Raw genomic sequence first — 16,290 nt, 5'->3', positions numbered from 1 at the left:
TGCCATTATTTTTTATCCGGCAAAGAGCGCTTTGCACTGCCGAGCGCCCGGTCGAGTGCCGGTTCTTTTCCGGTAAAGATCTTCTCCCGTTCCATCCGTCCCTGCAGGTAGAGCGCTGCAAGGATGATGGCAAGGCCGAAGATCTCGATACTTTCCCCGGCAAGCGTACAGAGGACGCCGAACGTGCCGAGCGCTCCGTAGAGGACGCCCCAGTACGCCGCTTTCCGGTAACCGGCAAGGCCGGTCCGGAAAAATATCCGCGCATCGCGCAGCCAGAGGAAGATCACGACCGCTGCACCGAAAAATGCTACATAGAGCAGGTACGACATGGCAATGAACTAACTTATACTACGCGTCCCCATATCTGTATTATTACATTATGCACGCGAACCCGGTTCTTTCTGCCGTCCTTGAACGGTACAAAAACGGCGAGCTCCCGCTCGATGAGGCAGCGCAGGAGATCGAAGGGCTCCGGTTAGAGCGGGTCGGTGACTTTGCCTGTCTCGATCTCGGCCGTGCCGTCCGCTGCGGGATGCCCGAAGTCGTGCTTGCGGAAGGAAAGGAGCCGGCGCATCTTGCGGAGATTGCCGCCCGGCATGCAGAGGCGGCCGGCCGCTGCGTGGTCACGCGCGTAACACCTGAGCAGGTATCCGCGGTCCAGGCCCGGTGCAAAGGAACGAAAATCTCGGTCGAGTACCGGGATCCTGCCCGGGTCATCCTCCTCTCGACCGGTGCCGCACCGGAAAAGAACGGGGGGATCGTGGCGGTTATCACGGCCGGGACATCGGATATCCGTGTCGCGGAGGAAGCAAAGATCATTGCAGAAGAGATGGGCTGCACGGTCCGGATCGCGTACGATGTCGGGGCGGCCGGCATCCACCGGCTTTTTCCCGCGCTCAAGCCGCTCCTTGATGCAGATGTTTTTGTTGTCTGTGCCGGGAGAGAAGGAACGCTTCCTGCAGTGGTTGCGGGTCTCGTGGACAAACCGGTGCTCGGTGTCCCGGTCAGCACCGGATACGGGTACATGGGAGAAGGGCGGGCGGCCCTTGCGAGCATGCTCCAGTCCTGCTCGGTCATTGCGGTCGTCAACATCGATGCCGGGTTTACGGCGGGCGCGTTTGCGGCGCGGATTGCAAACGGGGGAAAGAACAAATGAAGCGCGGGTTTTACGTGGGCAGGTTCCAGCCTTACCATAACGGGCACCAGGCGGTTCTTACGGAACTCGCCCGGACATGCGACGAGATCATCATCGGTGTCGGGAGCGCCCAGCTCTCCCACACGCTGGAAAACCCGTTTACCTCAGGTGAACGGGTGCTGATGATCACGCGGGCGCTCACGACACTCGGGTGCCCGTATTATGTGATCCCGATCGAGGATGTGCAGAGAAACGCGCTCTGGGCAGCTCACGTCCGGTCGATGACGCCGCCGTTTGATACCTGCTATTCCTCGAATCCGCTCGTGGTCCGGCTCTTCCGCGAGGCGAACGTGGATGTGCAGTCGCCGGCCATGTACGAGCGCGACCGGCACAGCGGCACCGAGATCCGGCGCCGGATGCTTGCGGGGGAACCGTGGGAGGATCTCGTGCCCCCTGCCGTGGCGAGCGTGATCAGCGAGATCGACGGTGTGGAGCGGCTCCGCCAGATCGCGCGCGATGATTCATGAACCACGAACCATTTGACCGTTCAGCAACAAAGGTGGTACACCAGATCCTCTTCCCTGCAGGGGAAATGTCACGGAGTGACCAATGTTTGACTTTTTAAAGACCCTTATCGGCTCCGCGCCGGAAAAAAAAGTGAGCCTCGCGTTTGAGGACGTGCCCGCGTTTCTCGATGAAAAGGAGCGGCAGGTAAAGGAGATCCTCTCGTGTGAAGTTGAGGAGCCCATGCGCTCGATAAAGAATGCCTCGGCAAGTCTCCAGCTCACGGTCAATACGATCTCCGGGGCAGACCAGAACCCGGAGACGCACCCGCGGATCAAAAGCATCACCAAAAATTCCCTTCCGCTTTTCATTAAGGCCATGAACACGTCCCTTGCAAAGGAGCTGCCGGACAACGACCCCGAGGCATTCTATGCAGGAGCAGTGGAGAATGTCAAGGGCTGCTTAAATGCGGTCCGCGGGCAGGGGAGATACCTGCAGGTCGCATTCCCGGAAGAGATGAAAGCGACAAAGGCCGGTATCGATGCCGTGGGCCACGAGATCAATGCGATGACAAAAGCGCTCGGGAAGTACAAAAAGCAGGCCGATCGGATCGGAGCTGCGCGTGCGGCCCATACGGCACTTGCGGATGCGAAAAAGGATCGTGCCCATTCGTTTGAAAAAGAGGAGCGGTACCTTGCCCGTATCGCAGAAATCTCGTCACGGCTGGATGAGATTGTACAGGAAACCGCCCGGCTCCAGGCCGACCCGTCGCTTGCAACGCTCGATGAAGAGCGCGGGAAACTGGCAGGCCTTGCCCGGGAGCGCGAAGAGTGCCTGCGGCGGTACACCTCGCTTACCATGACCATGTCGCATGTTTTCAGGAAAGCAGAGAAGATCGCGGCAAAGAAACATCTTGCAAAAGAGGTGCATGTCATCCGCGACGCGATGGAGCTTCTTTCCGATCACGAGGTTGCCGCGGCCGAACCCTGCACTGCAACCCTTGCGGCTGCATGCCCCGTGGTCGAAAAGATGGTAGCTGACAGCGAGATTGTCCTTAAAAACCGGGAGGAGCGCACGGTCTTTGCCGAACCGGCGAAGTATGCCGGGGAGGTCTCGCAGCTGTGTGCACGGTACTATTCTCTCGAAAAGGACTCCCGGGTAGCAGAGGAAGGGCTCCTCTCCCACCCGGTGCTCTCACGCCTCCAGGCGCTCGGGCGCGAAAAAGAACAGCTCGAGGCAATGCGGACCCGCGAGGAGCAGCAGGTATCGGAGGTCCGTGCATGGAGATCGGATCTGGACGCATCGCTCCCGCGACTTGAGGAGATGCTCGTAAAAAAGATGGAGGAGATGGCGGGGGAGACGGTGCAATTTGTGCCGGCCGACCCTGTCTGAGGGTAGGACATTTTTTTCCTAGGTCGTTCTCCGGCAACAATGTTTTTGTGAACAAGTCTTTTGTCAGTGCAATACTACTGTTTACCTTTTTTAGGGGATGCCGTCGCCTGCGTCCCGGAAAAAACGCAGTGGGCTGTCGGGAAGGAACCCGGAATTTTTTATTTTAGAAATTCCGCCACACACTCATGGTCTCTTCTCCGTTCCCATGAAATCCGCGAGTTCGCTCTGGGTGGGCGGGAAGGCATCCGACCACCCATAGCATTCGTGGAGCATTTGTGCGATGACATCGCTGAAGGTCAGGTTGCCGCGCTTGAGCACGAGCAAAGCCTCATACACCTCGGGATCAATCCGAACCGATCGTCCCTCGCCTGCACGAGGCATAATTACCACTGTGTGGTAACATTATATAAATATTTCTTTAAAAACCGGAAGATCTTCTTAAATTGATCCGATCATTCTTAAAAAGCATTCCGGAAAAATTCACTGTCCGGGATCGCGATCGGATCCCGGGGCAACCGGCATCCGGATATACGTGAATGCCGTGCCGGACAGGTACGCAAACTCCGGCAGTTCCCCGTGGCAGCCGCCCAACCGGAAGAGTGTCGGGGTATCGAGCGGTACTTCTGCGGTCTCGATCCAGCCGCCCGGACTGTTTTTGTCGTCTTCGCGCACGAACCGGAGAATGTGCTCGCGGATCCCGGAGGGTGTCTTCTGGCAGCAGATATGGGTATGCTGGTGACCGCAGACCATATGGGTAAGGCCGCGCTTCTCCAGCGCGTCGAATGCCATCTGTGGGGTGTAGTGGTAGCCGGTAAAAGAATCGCCGGGCTCGTGGGAGAGCCGCTGCCAGCACTTGAGCCGGAGCGTCTGGGTGCCGAGATCGAGCGGACCCCCGTGGACATAGAGGATCCCGTTCTCGGCCCGGTCCATCGGCATGCCGGAAAAAATATCGAGAAGCGGGGATCCGTGCAGCTCGTTATGCCTGCGCGTGCTCTCCTCATCGCTTCCCGAGACCGGGATATCGTTTAAGAATGCATGGTCGTGATTGCCGAGCACCGAGACAAGGGAAAAATCCTTCCCGAGGTTGCGTATGATCGCAAGCGCACGCTCCGGGTTATTGCCCCGGTGCAGGATATCCCCGAGGTTGACTACCGTATCGACCGGCCCAAACCGGCCGGCAAATGCCGGGGCCCGGAGATATGCTGCAAACATCCCGACTGCATCGGCATCGGCATGCACGTCAGAAAAGATTACGGTGCCCATAGCCAGTGGATTCATATTGATCGTTTCTGTTCATATATACCCGTGATGGCCCGGGTTCTATCTATCCCCTTTTGGGATGCAGGTACGGGAAGGATACGTTCATTTTAGTATTTCCACAAAAAGACTAGTACATACGAAGGCCGGTGCCGGCCGGGAAAATACCCGAGAGGAAACGATCGCCATGGAAAAATACCTGAATGACTATATCGGGCGGATACAGCCGGTCTTTGGCCGGCTCCCGGAAAAGACTGCACATACGATTGCAGCGGCATTTTTTGCCTACAAGTTCGAGCTCTACCCCAAAGCCCGGCGGGAGTGTGCTACTGCGCTTGGCAATATGAGCGATGGCGAAGGGATGGGAACGGTAAAAACCGCGGTCCGGATCATCAGCGCCTATGCAGAGGCGCTCGAAAACTCGCAGGTAAAACCGGAAACTCCCGAACGGTTTACTCCCTCCGATTATCCGTTCCTTGCCATAAACCTGTACAATGACAGCACGCAGGACCCCGAAACCCTGGATCTCGACAATGCGCTGATCCTTGTCTATGCCATTGCCGTCATCGCATCGCCCGATGACGAACAGGCACTCGAAGAGCACCGGAAGTACATCATCACCATTCTGGAGATCTACAAAAAAGCACTCGGGATCCAGTAACGGATCTTTTTTTACAGCGGATCGGAGCACCTGACCATCCGCCTCTCTTTTTTGGTACCCGCGTTCCGGAAAAAAACTCTGGAATTTCTGGAAACGGCCGGCACGGATCGTCCGTAATCCGGAACCACATCAAAAAATTAAAAAAAAAAAGAAGATTACAGGCTGTCAAGGCTGACCGCATTGAAGTCCTGCGCCATATCCTTGATATCCTTGACACCGAATGCTGTCTGCACGCTCGCAAGCTCGAGTTCGTTTGCCGCATCGCAGACATAGTCAAGCAGGTCGACCGAGAGCTCCTTTTTGATCTTGCTCTTCTTTAACTGGTCGAGCAGGGAGGCCATCTTTTCCGGGGACTCCATGCGGAGCTTTGCAAGGCTCATGACACACATGTAGATGCGTGTCAGGTTCCTGTCTGTGCCGGTGATGGTGTCAAAGAAGTTCCTGATCACCTGTGCCTGGTAGATCTCTCCGCCCATGGATTCACCTCCTCTCCTGTCTCTTGGATATTTCCCCTATACTCTGCGGCATGTTATAAAGGTTGTGGCAAACCGGGCGAAATCCTGCCTCAAATCACGAAAAAAAGGGTAAATTTCCCGCAGGAGCGGCGCGGATGTCAGACAACGGTATGACAGGCGTCACACAGCGGGGCCCGGCGCCGCCTACTTCGCGGCACTCACGATTTTTATGATGTCCCCGTCCTTGAGGACATGGGTCTCCTTGATCCGCATTTTCGTGCGGGCATCGATTGCATACAGGAACCCCTTGCCGATATCTGTGTGTACCTGGAATGCGAGATCGTGGGGCGTGGATCCGCGCTTCATCAAAAAAGCATCCGGCAGCACGTCGCCCTGCTTGTTGCAGAATTTGTTCTCGTCTTCCACCGGGTATACGACAATCCGGTCGAGCAGCTCGAAGACCGCCCGGTTGATGGCGTCCTGGATGCCGGTCCCGTTATTCTTCTTCATGATCTCGGCGATCTTTACCAGGCCTGCTTTCTGCGGAGCAGAGAGCGTGACGCCTTCGGCAACCGAGAACTGCTTGTCGCCCGGCAGGTATTTTATCACTTTTGCCGCTGCGGCATTCCGGAGCGCAAGCTCCGATGCTGCGCTCGCAAACGCTACTTTCTCTACGGCAAGTTTCTCCCGCAGGGCTTCGGGCGTCTCATCGATCTTGTTTCCCACCACCAGCATCGGCTTTGAGATCTTTACGATCTCCGCGCAGAACGGCACGAGTTCTTCCATCTGCGCGTGGGAAAGATCGAGTTTGAGCAAAAGTTCCAGCTCGCGCACTTCATCCGAAGTGATCCCGAGGCCCGTTAAGACTTCCGCAATGCCCTGGTGGATCGAGAACGTCTTGACCGAGGCCTGGCGCGAGAGCCGGGACCAGTGCTTGTCGAGGATCCCGTACACCCACATCGTCATCTCGTAGGTAAGGAACTTCACGTCCTCTGCCGGGTCGTGATTGCCGGCGCCGACCGGGTTCCCCTCGCTGTCGGTCCCGCCGCTCGCATCGATCACGTGCAGGATCGCGTCGGCCTGCCGGAGGTTATCGAGGAACTGGTTCCCCAGACCCTTGCCCTTGTGCGCGTCGGGAACAAGCCCTGCCACATCGATAAGGTTGACCGCAACGAAGCGGACCCCGTCAACGCAGTGGGTGCAGGTAAGGTCGAGGCCCTTACAAGGGCAGGTTGTCCTCACATAGGCAACACCGAAGTTGGGGTTGATGGTCGTGAACGGGTAGTTGGCGATCTCAGCGTTCGCCATGGTTGCCGCCTTGAAAAAGGTGGATTTTCCGCAGTTTGGTTTGCCTGCAAGTGCAAGGGTGATCATGGTATTTCCTCACATGGGAGCCCGCAAAACGCGGGCTTATTTTTTATTTTGTTGTGCCGGTGGCGCACGTACGCCTGTCGGCTTTCCCTTTTTTAAAATCTGACAAAGTTTTTCATGGCTGTTTATTAAAAGGTACTCCATGACTTTTACTGCAAAAACCTGCTATTATTTCGATACGCCGGGCCCCGCGAATACCAAGGACGCGGCGCGCTTTGCCGTGGAGCGGGCAAAGGAGCTCAACATCAAAAAGATTGTTGTTGCGAGCAGTTCCGGGGAGACGGCAAAGGTCTTTTTCGATACCATGAAGGGAAGCGGCATCTCCCTTGTCGTGGTCACCCACGTGATGGGCTTTTCCAAACCCGGCGTCTGGGAGTTCGACGCCCGGACCGCAGAGGAACTTAAGAAAAAGGGTGTCGTGATCGTGACCGGCACCCACGCGCTCTCGGGGCTCGAACGCGCCATCTCCCGGTCGCCAAAACTGGGCGGTTCTTCGCGGACCGAGGTGATTGCAGAAGCGCTGCGCCGGGTGGTCGCAGTCGGCCTCAAGGTCGCAGTCGAGTGCGTGCTGATTGCCGCCGACCAGGGTGCGGTCCGGATCGATGAGGAAGTGATCGCGGTCGGCGGGACGGCAACCGGCGCGGACACGGTCTGCGTAATCCGCCCGGCCTATACCGCCAGTTTCTTCGATCTCCAGGTGCGCGAAATCGTCGCCATGCCCAGGGACCGGTAAAACCATGGTTTTTGCAGAATTCAAAGAGGCCCTTACTCTGGTGGGCCGTACCCCGGTCCTCTGGATCCCGGGCATTGTGGCAGGACTGCTCGCGGCCCTCCTCTGGATCCTCTATAATATCTCCGGCGCATTCTTTGCCCTGCGTCTGGTCCTTATCGTCGCGCTCGTTATGCTGCTCTTTGTTGCCGGCACGTTTGCGCTGGTAAAAAAGAACGCGGGGGATGCCGGCACGCTCCTCCGCGGCGGGCTCCAGTACTATTTCAAAATCCTGCTCCCCTGGCTTGTCGTGGGCTTTGCGCTGCTGCTCGTCTTTATTCTGATCATGATCGTAACGGTGGCAGCAACCGGCAGCGGGACGGATTACGAAGCGGCCGGGCTGCTTGCAATCTTTGTTATGATCCCGACGCTGTTTTTAACCTTCTTCTGCGACACCGCAGCGGTTTTCGAGGACGCCAAAGTCTTTGCCTCGCTCCGGCGCAGCATCCTGGTGGCGGCCAGCCATTCGTGGGAGGTGCTCGGCTTTTTTATCGTCTGCTGCATCTTTGCATTTGCCGACCTGTTCGTCTTTGCCATCATCTGGGAAGGTCTCCTGTTGGAGAAGCTCCAGCCGCTTGTCACCTATTACAGCAGCCCGGGCTACAATGAGACCCAGCTTGCCGGAATGATGACGCCGCACAACCTTATTGCCATGATCGGCACCGACGGGATGTGGATCACGGCCGCGGTTATCTTCGCGAGTATGATAGTCCTTGTCCCGGTCCTTCTGGCCTACAAGGCCTGCTTCTACCGGAAGCTCATCGGGAGCCCGGTGGCGATCCAGCAGACAACCGGCGAGTACGACAGCAAGGGCCGCTGGTACAAATACTGATGCGATGAAGACAACGGAGATAAAACAAAACGGAGCACGCATGACAAAACTTTCCCCGGGCCCACAAAACGGGGCCGCTATATTACAGATCGACCATGTGACCAAGGTCTTCGACACAAAAACCGTGCTCGACGCGGTGACGTTCGATGTCAAGCGTGGGGAGGTCTTTGGCCTCCTTGGCCCAAACGGCGCCGGGAAGACCACGCTCATCCGGACGATCCTCGATATCTTCCGGCCCGACACCGGCACGATCGCGCTCTTTGGCCGGACCTTTTCGGACGACATTAAGGACGCCATCGGGTACCTGCCCGAAGAGGGGACGCTCGATAAGGAGATCGGCGTGTTAGAGTGTATCCGGTATTTCGCGAGCCTCAAGCATGTCGAAGGGATCGACAAGAAGGCGGACGCATGGCTTGCCCGGCTGACGCTTGCCGATTACAAGGACAAAAAGATCCAGGATTTAAGCAAGGGCATGCACCGCCGGCTCCAGTTCATCCTCGCGGTCATCCACGAGCCGGCCGTGCTCATCCTCGACGAACCGTTCTCGGGACTCGACCCCCTGAACATGAAGGTCTTAAAAGATATCCTGCTCGACCTGCGTGCGAAAGGCACGACCATCATCATGAGCACGCACCAGATGGACGAAGTCGAGCGGATGTGCGACCGTATCCTCATGCTCAATGCCGGGAAAGTCGTTCTCTACGGGAAACTCGACGAGATCCGGCAGGAGTTCGGGCTCTCGATCGAACTGCGGTACGAGGGAACGCTCCCGCAGCTCGATAACATCACCAGCATCAGCGACTCCGGCAATGCCGCGGAGATCGTGGTGGCAAAAGACGCCGACACGCAGGCCCTCCTTAAGACCCTTGCCGCGCAGGTCACCGTCAAAAAGTTCGAGATCAAACAGCGTTCGATGAACGAGATCTTTTTAGAGGTGGCAGGGAAATGACCAAAAAAGCGCTCGTGGTTGCAAAGTTCGAATTCGTAAAAACCGTCCGGCGCAAGGGGTTCATTCTCGGGACGCTCGGGCTGCCGCTCCTGATCCTCGTCATCATGGGGCTCTCGCTCTATACGGGCGCCGGCATAGGGTCGGCCATGGCAAACCAGACAACCGGCTATGTGGACGGGACTGGGTTTGTCGAGCCCTCGCCGGGCTATGTCCCGTACGCGGATCTCGCGGCCGGTAAGGCAGCGCTCGTTGCCGGGCAGATCCACACGCTCGTGGTCATCCCGGCCGATTACCTCCACAACGGGACGCTCTCGGTCTACACCATGGACGCGTCGCTGATGGGATCGGCCGGTTCGAATACTGCTGTGCAGGAATTCCTGGCAAAGAATGTCCTGCGGCACGAGAACGTATCCGAGGAAGCTGCGCAGGCCGTTCTCACCCCAGCCACCCCGTCCGTGATCGTGCTCGATGAGTCCGGCAATCCCAAAGGAAGCCAGGAACTCGCCGGCTTCATCCTGCCGTTTGCGATGACCATGGTTCTTGCGCTCGGGATTTTGACCTCGTCCGGCTACCTGATGCAGGGAATCGGGGAAGAGAAGGAGAGCCGGCGCGGGGAGTTCCTGCTCTCGTACTGCTCGGCCGAAGATCTGCTCGCAGGAAAGATCCTCGGGTATGCGGCGGTGAGCCTGCTCCAGATGGGGGTCTGGATAGCAATCGCACTCCTCATTGTCGCGGCAACGCCCCTTGCCACGATCTTTTCCGGGCTCCAGATCTCGGGCCTTGTCGGCATCGCGGTCGTGTACTTTGTGCTCGGGTATTTCCTCTTCTCGGTCTCGATTGCCTGCACCGCGTCGCTTGCCCCCTCGGTCCGCGAGGCCCAGCAGGTCTCTGCGATCTTCTCCATGTTCGCGGTCTTCCCGCTCATATTCCTCCAGTTCCTCCTCGCGGACCCGAACTCGGCAGCGATGCAGTTTTTGACCTACTTCCCCTACACCGCGCCGTTCATCGGCATGGTCCGGCTCACGCTCGTTTCCGTGCCGCCGTACCAGATCGCGATTTCCATGGCGATCCTCGTTCTTTCGATCATCGTCCTCACCCGGCTTGCTGCCCGGATCTTCCGGATGGGCATGCTGACCTACGGGAAGCGGGCGGGGCTCGCGGATGTGCTGCGGTTTATTAAGATGAAGTAATTATCCTTTTTTTTAGATCCAAAATCGTAGGGTTGTCTTATGAGAAACGCTAGCTCCTGTTGAATTTCTCGTTAAAAAAAGACCGGACTTTATCCAACCTTTCGTTCGCATCAGGTAGTATCCTAGAAAAAAAAGAGAATTTGTCTAGTTATCTGCGATTGGGTGCGCGTTCTTGTCCCCGCGTCCGATCCCCTTGTATACAAATCCGGCCCGGATAAAGGCATCCGGATCGATCACGTTCCGGCCATCAATAATGACCGGGTGATCCCTGCCGCACGCTTTTTTCACCTTATCTGGGTGGAGAGATTTGTACTCCGTGTGGCCGGTGAAGATGACAACTGCATCGGCATGCGAAAGAACCTTTTCCATATCGTGTTCGATCTCAACTCCCGGGGCGGACCGGACCCAGGGATCGTGCACGGCAACGTTTGCTCCGGCAGCAACCGCTTTTTCATGGAACGGCTCGGAAGGGGGGTCCCGGGCATCATCCGAATTTGCGATAAATGCCCAGCCCAGGAGTGCGATCTTTGTTCCGTTAAGCTGCTTGCCGGCACGTTCGAGACCCTGCCGGGTCAGGTTGAGCATGTGGACCGGCATGAAATCGTTGACATGCCGGGCAAGTACATAGAGCGAAGGTTCGCCGGCCGGGTAATCAAGCAGATCTTTTCCCAAGACCTGCACGCCCCGTTCAAGATGGTAAGTATCTTTGGTAAGGCAGTGGCCGCCCACACCGGCACCCGGCCAGAGCATGGCCCGGGTAATCCCTTCCCCCTTGAGGCTGTCAACCCCGGTCCGGACATCGTACACATTGATCCCCATCGCCTCGCAGTACAGCGCCAGCTCGTTCATGGCAGCGATCTGGAGATCCCGGAATGTGTTCTCGGTGGTTTTTGTCACTTCGGCAGCGGTGGCACTCATCGGAATAACCCTTCCTTTTGTGAGGATGGGCGAATAGAGTTCCGTTGCCCGCAGGGTACTTGCCGTGTCAATCCCCCCGACAATACGGTCGTGCTCCCGGAGGTTTTTGAGGAGACGGCCGACCATCACGCGTTCCGGTGCATGGGCCAGGGCGAAATCAGTGCCGGCAACAAGACCGGATTCCGTTTCCAGGATCTCCCGGGCAAACCCGGAGGTTGTTCCCGGGGTCACGGTGGATTCGAGGACAACAAGCATCCCCGGCTGGAGATATCTGCCCACATTTTTTAATCCTTCTTTGAGTGCGGAAAAATTCGGAAGAAGATCGCTCTTGTTTAAGAATGGTGTTTGGATGGCAAGTGTCACTGCATCGAGTTGTGAAATCTTCGAAAAATCCGCGGTACATTCGAACTTCCCTGCAGCAGTCACCTTTTTAATCAGGTCCTCTAATCCCGGCTCCTCGCCTTTTAAGGGGCTCTCGCCCCGGTTCAGCATCTCGATCTTGTACCTGGAAGTCTCCGATGCCCTCTGGAACCCCCAGACCTTTTCAAAATGCGCAACATCCGCAAAGAGCATTGCTGCGGGGATACCGACGTACCCCATCCCTACAACACCAATCGTCCTGATTGCTCCCCGTTGAACAAGTGTTGAAGATAAATCCCGGGGCATGGTTATGCTGCCTTCCTGAAATTACGGGTAATGGTCTCGCAGACCTGCAGGTTAAAAAGACCCTGTTCGGGGCTGACGGGGAATTTGTTTCCGGATTTGACACAATCAAGGAATGTGGAGAGCTCCCGCTTTAACGGTTCAACCTGGTTTACCAGTACTTTTTCCATAACGCTGTCCTGGGTATATCGTGCATCCTCGAAACTAATCTTCCCGGGTTTGCGGTGGATATAGATCTCCTGGTGCATGAAATCACCCTCGATTGTGAAATCTTCTTCCTCAATATAGATAGATCGGACTTTTTTGGAGGCTTTCCTGCTCGCAGAAAGATAGACCGGATTATCGTTAATCGTAAAGAGGGCAGCAGCAACATCTGCATTACCTGTGCTCAGTACCGACCAGGTTTTTGCCGGGATGAGACTGAATATAAGATCGATATCATGGATCATCAGGTCCTCAACAACGGTGCTGCCGGTGACCCGGGAAGATGCCGGGTTGTGGCGGCTGATCTCTACATAACAGGGATGATGGACTATCCGGGTAAGTTCCGGGATGATCGCGTTGAACCGCTCGATATGGCCGACCCCGACCACGAGATCCTCCGGAATGCTCCTTACCAGTGCGGTCGCCTCTTCCGTAGTAAGGCAGATCGGTTTTTCTATCAGGACCGGCACATGGTGGCGGATTACCTCGCTTGCAGTCTTGTAATGGTACGGTGTCGGGACGCAGAGACTCACCGCGTCACAGGCGTCCAATAGTTCATCCATCGATCCTGCAACGTGCGCTTCGAATTTCTTTCCCAGCTCTTCTGCTGCAGCGTGGTTTACATCAAAGAGATGGAGGGTATCGACATTCTTTAGTTCTGAATAGACGCGGGCATGGTTCCTGCCCATCGCCCCTACCCCGATAACGCCGACATCCATGTCAGATCATCCCGTTGAGCGTCTCGCAGACATACTGCAATTGTTCGTCGCTCACCTGCGGGTGGACGGGCAGACTCATCACCTGGCCGGCAAGTTCTTCGGCAACCGGGCAATGGGTTTTTCCGGATATTGGTTTATACACCGGCTGGCAATGGATGGGAATGGGATAATGCACGGCAGTCCCGATACCCTTCTCTTTTAAAGCTGCCATGAGCGGTTCCCGGGACAATGAACAGTCCTTTGTTACCCGGACAACATACTGGTGGAAGACGTGAGTGCAGTCTTTTCTCTGTGCCGGCAATAGAATCCCGGTCTTTTTCAGGTGACGATCGTAATACCCGGCATTATGGATGCGGCGTTTGTTGAATCCATCCAGTTTTCCCAGCTGTGCAAGACCGATTGCCCCGCTGATGTCGGTCATGCGGTAGTTATACCCGATGGAGGTGTGGAGATATTTCTCGCTCTGGCCGTGGTTGATGAACCTGCGGATCTTTCCTGCATACTCATCATCGTCTGTGGTCACCATGCCGCCCTCCCCGGTGGTCATGTTTTTTGTGGGATAGAACGAGAAACATCCTGCAGCCCCGCATCCCCCTGCTTTCTTTCCCTTGTATACGGATCCATGAGCCTGAGCTGCATCCTCGATAAGAATGGCATCGTGTTCGGAACAGAGCTCCTCTATGGGATCGATATCAAAGGGCTGGCCGAAGAGATGCACCCCGATAACGGCTTTTGTGGACCGGGTAAAGAGTTTTTTCACCGTATCGGGATCGATGGTGAAATACCCCGGATCCACATCGGCAAAGACCGGCCGCGCCCCGCACATGGAAACGCAGCTTGCAGTCGCAATAAAGGAGAATGTCGGAACGATCACTTCATCCCCGGGACCGATACCGGCAGAAGCCAGCGCGGCATGAAGTGCTGCCGTACCGCTGTTCACGGCAATTGCATTCTTAACACCACAATACCGGGCAAATTCCTTTTCGAACTCTGCAACAACCGGTCCCTGGGCGAACATACCGGACCGGAGAACCCGGGTGACCGCTTCAATTTCTTCTGCATCTGCCCGTGGCTGGGCTATGGGGATCTGCATCATATGCGTCTCATCTCCTTTGGAAGTTCACGGAACCGTGCAGGAGCACCTATGGCAAGCACTCCCGGCGGCACATCCTTTGTCACAACCGAACCGGCAGCAACCGCCGCCCCTTCATGGATACGGACCCCCGGCAGGATTGTGACATTGGCACCAATCGTTGTATTGTCTTCAAGCACTGGCCCGATTAGTGACGGTTTGCCAAACGGCGGGTAACGGTCGTTAGTCAAAACAGAGTTAGGCCCGATAAAGACATTATCGCCAATCTCCGTGTTCGTGGGAATGAAAACCATACTTTGGATTCGCCCGTTATTTCCCACCGAACTTGTACCCTCAATAATTGTGGCAGTCCCGATTGCGGTATTATTGCCGATCGTGGTCTTTTCCCGGATTATTACGTTATGGCCGGTTGAGAAATTGTCCCCGATTGTGACTGCGCAATAGATTACCGTGCCAGGCCGCAGTATAGCATTCTTTCCGATCACCGTACCAGTGTAATCAGTCTTTCCAAGGTACTCCCGTGAGGGGAAACCGATGATGACGGGTTCAAAAATCTGGGCCCCATCACCAATTTGGTTCTTTCCGTATTGGTTCATTTGTCACCTGGTTGGAAAATATACCCTTACAGTATGTATTTTTCTCATGGGGTAATATTGTTGTCCGAACAAAAAAGATGAATTTTCTCTATCCTATGAGGATAATAAATAAAAAACAGGGCCCCCTTCAAAATTGTCCTATGATGAATCAGGGGCAGATCGAAATCCTCCAGAGAATTCAGCGTTTCATGCAGGGTTTAGGGAAACAAAACCTGCCGACAAACTATTGTTGAGCGATCGCGTCCTGTATTTACCACACAACCCCGTGCGTAACAAGCATCCAGTACAGCCCTACCGCCACAAGCCCGCCGCCGAGCGTTGCAAGGAAATTTGTGCCCGCATTTCCGAGGAACCCTTTGTTCTCCAACAGCGCCCCGATCAGGCTGTCAAGGTTCGTGCCGACAAAGCCGGCGATCGTGCAGACCACGAGCATCCACGGGGTGATGATGTTTAAGGCGAGCGCCACAAGCGAGACAATAAAACTCCCGAGGATGCAGACCAGTTCCCCTTTGAGCGATACGCCGCCGTTGGTCCCGATCGGAACCTTGCGCAGCGTGGTGATCATGTAGGGAATCCCGCCGGTCACCCCGATCTCGCTTGCCATCGTATCGGCTGCCGCGGTTGCAACGCTCCCGACGTACATCACGATAAAGACCGGCTGGACAAAGACGCCGTACAGCACAGCTGCCGCGCAGGCAACGATCCCGTTTGCAAAGACGTTCCGGTACCCGCGTGCCCCGCTCTGCCCCTGTTCGACCCCGATCCGTTTCTTGTACTCGAACTTGTACCGGGTGCAGAGCGAACCGAGGATAAAGAACGTGAGCATGACCAGAAGCCACGTTGCATCGGCAAAGACGAGGAGGATAACGCCCACGAGCGCAATGGAAAAGAGCCCCGATAGGTCGGCAGTCTTTGCCCGGAACGCGAAGTACCCGAAGACAAACGCGATGACCACCGCAACGATCACGATCTCGATATCGACCGTGTAGTTGAGCTCTTTTATGAGATACATTGTCATCGCGATCCCGATCCCTTCGAGCACCAGCGAGTCCTCGAACTTTAAGAGGATCACTTTCAAGAGCACCGCGGCGATGATACCGAAGATCACCATCAGGAGCGCGTGCTCGTGGAGGTAGACCATGACAAGCATCCCCGCCCATGCGGTCGTGATGATGTAATAGAGATAGGTGTTGAGGTCGTCGGTCCCGCTCTGGAAGACAAGTTCGCCAAGGGCGATCATGGCAAGCGTTGTGGCAAGCACCAAAAACGGGAGGAGCCCGACGCCGTACAGGGCCGCGAGGATACAGGTAACGTAGGCAAAATACTTGAGATCAAAGAAGCGCCAGAGGATGAGCGCAAAAAAGGCGATCACGAGCGCCATGAACCACGGGGGCAGCACGTACGGGCCGGCAAGGATGATACCTCCGGTGATTGCAGCCGCGTAGCCGAGTCCCCGCTGCTTCGCCATTGTTCCAGATATTTGTTTTAGTATGACAAGAGTCTTATCGTCATTTCATTCGTCCGGGTCCCGGCCCGCCCGCATTCCCGCGCCGGTTTTTTGCGATTAAGTATATTTTGTGCA

General features: G+C 56.1%; 18 protein-coding genes. 8 read left to right on the top strand and 10 right to left on the bottom strand.

Translation table 11 applies throughout. The features are described 5' to 3' along the window. Window positions 1–5 precede the first annotated feature (5 nt). Window positions 6–329, bottom strand: a complete 324-nt coding sequence (locus BP758_RS04445; RefSeq protein WP_292369094.1) for an ABC transporter permease — start codon at window positions 327–329, stop codon at window positions 6–8. Between the two features lie 50 nt (window positions 330–379). On the opposite strand from BP758_RS04445, the gene larB reads away from it, so the two are divergent. From larB to BP758_RS04430, 3 genes are all read left to right on the top strand, one after another. Beyond that, a complete protein-coding gene (gene larB, locus BP758_RS04440) occupies window positions 380–1,156 on the top strand; it encodes a nickel pincer cofactor biosynthesis protein LarB (RefSeq protein ID WP_292369092.1) in 777 nt (258 codons plus the stop codon). Next, a complete protein-coding gene (locus tag BP758_RS04435) occupies window positions 1,153–1,662 on the top strand; it encodes a nicotinamide-nucleotide adenylyltransferase (protein WP_292369090.1) in 510 nt (169 codons plus the stop codon). The genes larB and BP758_RS04435 overlap by 4 nt, the downstream gene beginning before the upstream one ends. An 82-nt stretch (window positions 1,663–1,744) precedes the next feature. Then, window positions 1,745–3,031: a hypothetical protein gene (locus tag BP758_RS04430; RefSeq protein WP_292369088.1), complete on the top strand. Its 1,287-nt coding sequence runs from the start codon at window positions 1,745–1,747 to the stop codon at window positions 3,029–3,031. Between the two features lie 183 nt (window positions 3,032–3,214). Here the strand turns inward: BP758_RS04430 and BP758_RS04425 are convergent, their stop codons facing one another. Next, on the bottom strand, window positions 3,215–3,412 hold the full coding sequence (locus BP758_RS04425; protein ID WP_292369086.1) for a hypothetical protein: 198 nt from the start codon (window positions 3,410–3,412) through the stop codon (window positions 3,215–3,217). A 99-nt stretch (window positions 3,413–3,511) separates the two neighbouring features. Then, complete coding sequence (locus BP758_RS04420; protein WP_292369084.1) at window positions 3,512–4,309, bottom strand: metallophosphoesterase; 798 nt, start codon at window positions 4,307–4,309, stop codon at window positions 3,512–3,514. Window positions 4,310–4,475: 166 nt separating this feature from the next. On the opposite strand from BP758_RS04420, the gene BP758_RS04415 reads away from it, so the two are divergent. Further along, window positions 4,476–4,949: a hypothetical protein gene (locus tag BP758_RS04415; protein WP_292369082.1), complete on the top strand. Its 474-nt coding sequence runs from the start codon at window positions 4,476–4,478 to the stop codon at window positions 4,947–4,949. A gap of 155 nt (window positions 4,950–5,104) precedes the next feature. Here BP758_RS04415 and BP758_RS04410 read toward each other — a convergent pair whose 3' ends face one another. Together BP758_RS04410 and BP758_RS04405 are read right to left on the bottom strand one after the other, a co-directional pair. After that, window positions 5,105–5,425: a hypothetical protein gene (locus BP758_RS04410; protein ID WP_292369080.1), complete on the bottom strand. Its 321-nt coding sequence runs from the start codon at window positions 5,423–5,425 to the stop codon at window positions 5,105–5,107. 183 nt (window positions 5,426–5,608) lie between these two features. Beyond that, a complete protein-coding gene (locus tag BP758_RS04405) occupies window positions 5,609–6,778 on the bottom strand; it encodes a redox-regulated ATPase YchF (protein ID WP_292369078.1) in 1,170 nt (389 codons plus the stop codon). A gap of 139 nt (window positions 6,779–6,917) precedes the next feature. On the opposite strand from BP758_RS04405, the gene BP758_RS04400 reads away from it, so the two are divergent. From BP758_RS04400 to BP758_RS04385, 4 genes are read left to right on the top strand one after another with little or no spacing between them, the layout of a single operon-like run. Beyond that, window positions 6,918–7,508 (top strand): pyruvate kinase alpha/beta domain-containing protein, encoded by a 591-nt coding sequence (locus BP758_RS04400; protein WP_292369076.1) that lies wholly within the window; start codon window positions 6,918–6,920, stop codon window positions 7,506–7,508. Window positions 7,509–7,512: 4 nt separating this feature from the next. Beyond that, on the top strand, window positions 7,513–8,376 hold the full coding sequence (locus tag BP758_RS04395; protein WP_292369074.1) for a hypothetical protein: 864 nt from the start codon (window positions 7,513–7,515) through the stop codon (window positions 8,374–8,376). Window positions 8,377–8,416: 40 nt separating this feature from the next. Further along, on the top strand, window positions 8,417–9,325 hold the full coding sequence (locus BP758_RS04390; RefSeq protein ID WP_292369072.1) for an ABC transporter ATP-binding protein: 909 nt from the start codon (window positions 8,417–8,419) through the stop codon (window positions 9,323–9,325). Then, window positions 9,322–10,515: an ABC transporter permease gene (locus tag BP758_RS04385; RefSeq protein WP_292369070.1), complete on the top strand. Its 1,194-nt coding sequence runs from the start codon at window positions 9,322–9,324 to the stop codon at window positions 10,513–10,515. Before BP758_RS04390 ends, BP758_RS04385 begins: the two co-directional genes overlap by 4 nt. Before the next feature lie 144 nt (window positions 10,516–10,659). Here the strand turns inward: BP758_RS04385 and BP758_RS04380 are convergent, their stop codons facing one another. The 5 genes from BP758_RS04380 to BP758_RS04360 form a co-directional block, all read right to left on the bottom strand. After that, complete coding sequence (locus tag BP758_RS04380) at window positions 10,660–12,099, bottom strand: nucleotide sugar dehydrogenase (RefSeq protein WP_292369068.1); 1,440 nt, start codon at window positions 12,097–12,099, stop codon at window positions 10,660–10,662. A 2-nt stretch (window positions 12,100–12,101) separates the two neighbouring features. Then, on the bottom strand, window positions 12,102–13,019 hold the full coding sequence (locus BP758_RS04375; RefSeq protein WP_292369066.1) for a Gfo/Idh/MocA family protein: 918 nt from the start codon (window positions 13,017–13,019) through the stop codon (window positions 12,102–12,104). A 1-nt stretch (window position 13,020) separates the two neighbouring features. Then, window positions 13,021–14,112: a DegT/DnrJ/EryC1/StrS family aminotransferase gene (locus tag BP758_RS04370; protein WP_292369968.1), complete on the bottom strand. Its 1,092-nt coding sequence runs from the start codon at window positions 14,110–14,112 to the stop codon at window positions 13,021–13,023. Continuing rightward, the gene (locus BP758_RS04365; protein ID WP_292369064.1) at window positions 14,112–14,708 is read right to left on the bottom strand and encodes an acyltransferase; all 597 of its coding nucleotides are present in this window, start codon (window positions 14,706–14,708) and stop codon (window positions 14,112–14,114) included. The genes BP758_RS04370 and BP758_RS04365 overlap by 1 nt, the downstream gene beginning before the upstream one ends. Window positions 14,709–14,958: 250 nt before the next feature. After that, window positions 14,959–16,176, bottom strand: a complete 1,218-nt coding sequence (locus tag BP758_RS04360) for a TIGR00297 family protein (RefSeq protein ID WP_292369062.1) — start codon at window positions 16,174–16,176, stop codon at window positions 14,959–14,961. Window positions 16,177–16,290 lie beyond the last annotated feature (114 nt).

Source organism: Methanoregula sp. UBA64 (assembly GCF_002502735.1).
GTDB lineage: Archaea > Halobacteriota > Methanomicrobia > Methanomicrobiales > Methanospirillaceae > Methanoregula.
Note: the sequence above shows the minus strand (reverse complement) of the source record. Positions and strands in the feature narration are given on the sequence as shown.

Bases quoted from the DNA above. Each gene is read 5' to 3' on its own strand.
- BP758_RS04445 (WP_292369094.1), bottom strand. From the start codon at position 329: ATGTCGTACCTGCTCTATGTAGCATTTTTCGGTGCAGCGGTCGTGATC.
- larB (WP_292369092.1), top strand. From the start codon at position 380: ATGCACGCGAACCCGGTTCTTTCTGCCGTCCTTGAACGGTACAAAAAC.
- BP758_RS04435 (WP_292369090.1), top strand. From the start codon at position 1,153: ATGAAGCGCGGGTTTTACGTGGGCAGGTTCCAGCCTTACCATAACGGG.
- BP758_RS04430 (WP_292369088.1), top strand. From the start codon at position 1,745: ATGTTTGACTTTTTAAAGACCCTTATCGGCTCCGCGCCGGAAAAAAAA.
- BP758_RS04425 (WP_292369086.1), bottom strand. From the start codon at position 3,412: ATGCCTCGTGCAGGCGAGGGACGATCGGTTCGGATTGATCCCGAGGTG.
- BP758_RS04420 (WP_292369084.1), bottom strand. From the start codon at position 4,309: ATGAATCCACTGGCTATGGGCACCGTAATCTTTTCTGACGTGCATGCC.
- BP758_RS04415 (WP_292369082.1), top strand. From the start codon at position 4,476: ATGGAAAAATACCTGAATGACTATATCGGGCGGATACAGCCGGTCTTT.
- BP758_RS04410 (WP_292369080.1), bottom strand. From the start codon at position 5,425: ATGGGCGGAGAGATCTACCAGGCACAGGTGATCAGGAACTTCTTTGAC.
- BP758_RS04405 (WP_292369078.1), bottom strand. From the start codon at position 6,778: ATGATCACCCTTGCACTTGCAGGCAAACCAAACTGCGGAAAATCCACC.
- BP758_RS04400 (WP_292369076.1), top strand. From the start codon at position 6,918: ATGACTTTTACTGCAAAAACCTGCTATTATTTCGATACGCCGGGCCCC.
- BP758_RS04395 (WP_292369074.1), top strand. From the start codon at position 7,513: ATGGTTTTTGCAGAATTCAAAGAGGCCCTTACTCTGGTGGGCCGTACC.
- BP758_RS04390 (WP_292369072.1), top strand. From the start codon at position 8,417: ATGACAAAACTTTCCCCGGGCCCACAAAACGGGGCCGCTATATTACAG.
- BP758_RS04385 (WP_292369070.1), top strand. From the start codon at position 9,322: ATGACCAAAAAAGCGCTCGTGGTTGCAAAGTTCGAATTCGTAAAAACC.
- BP758_RS04380 (WP_292369068.1), bottom strand. From the start codon at position 12,099: ATGCCCCGGGATTTATCTTCAACACTTGTTCAACGGGGAGCAATCAGG.
- BP758_RS04375 (WP_292369066.1), bottom strand. From the start codon at position 13,019: ATGGATGTCGGCGTTATCGGGGTAGGGGCGATGGGCAGGAACCATGCC.
- BP758_RS04370 (WP_292369968.1), bottom strand. From the start codon at position 14,112: ATGCAGATCCCCATAGCCCAGCCACGGGCAGATGCAGAAGAAATTGAA.
- BP758_RS04365 (WP_292369064.1), bottom strand. From the start codon at position 14,708: ATGAACCAATACGGAAAGAACCAAATTGGTGATGGGGCCCAGATTTTT.
- BP758_RS04360 (WP_292369062.1), bottom strand. From the start codon at position 16,176: ATGGCGAAGCAGCGGGGACTCGGCTACGCGGCTGCAATCACCGGAGGT.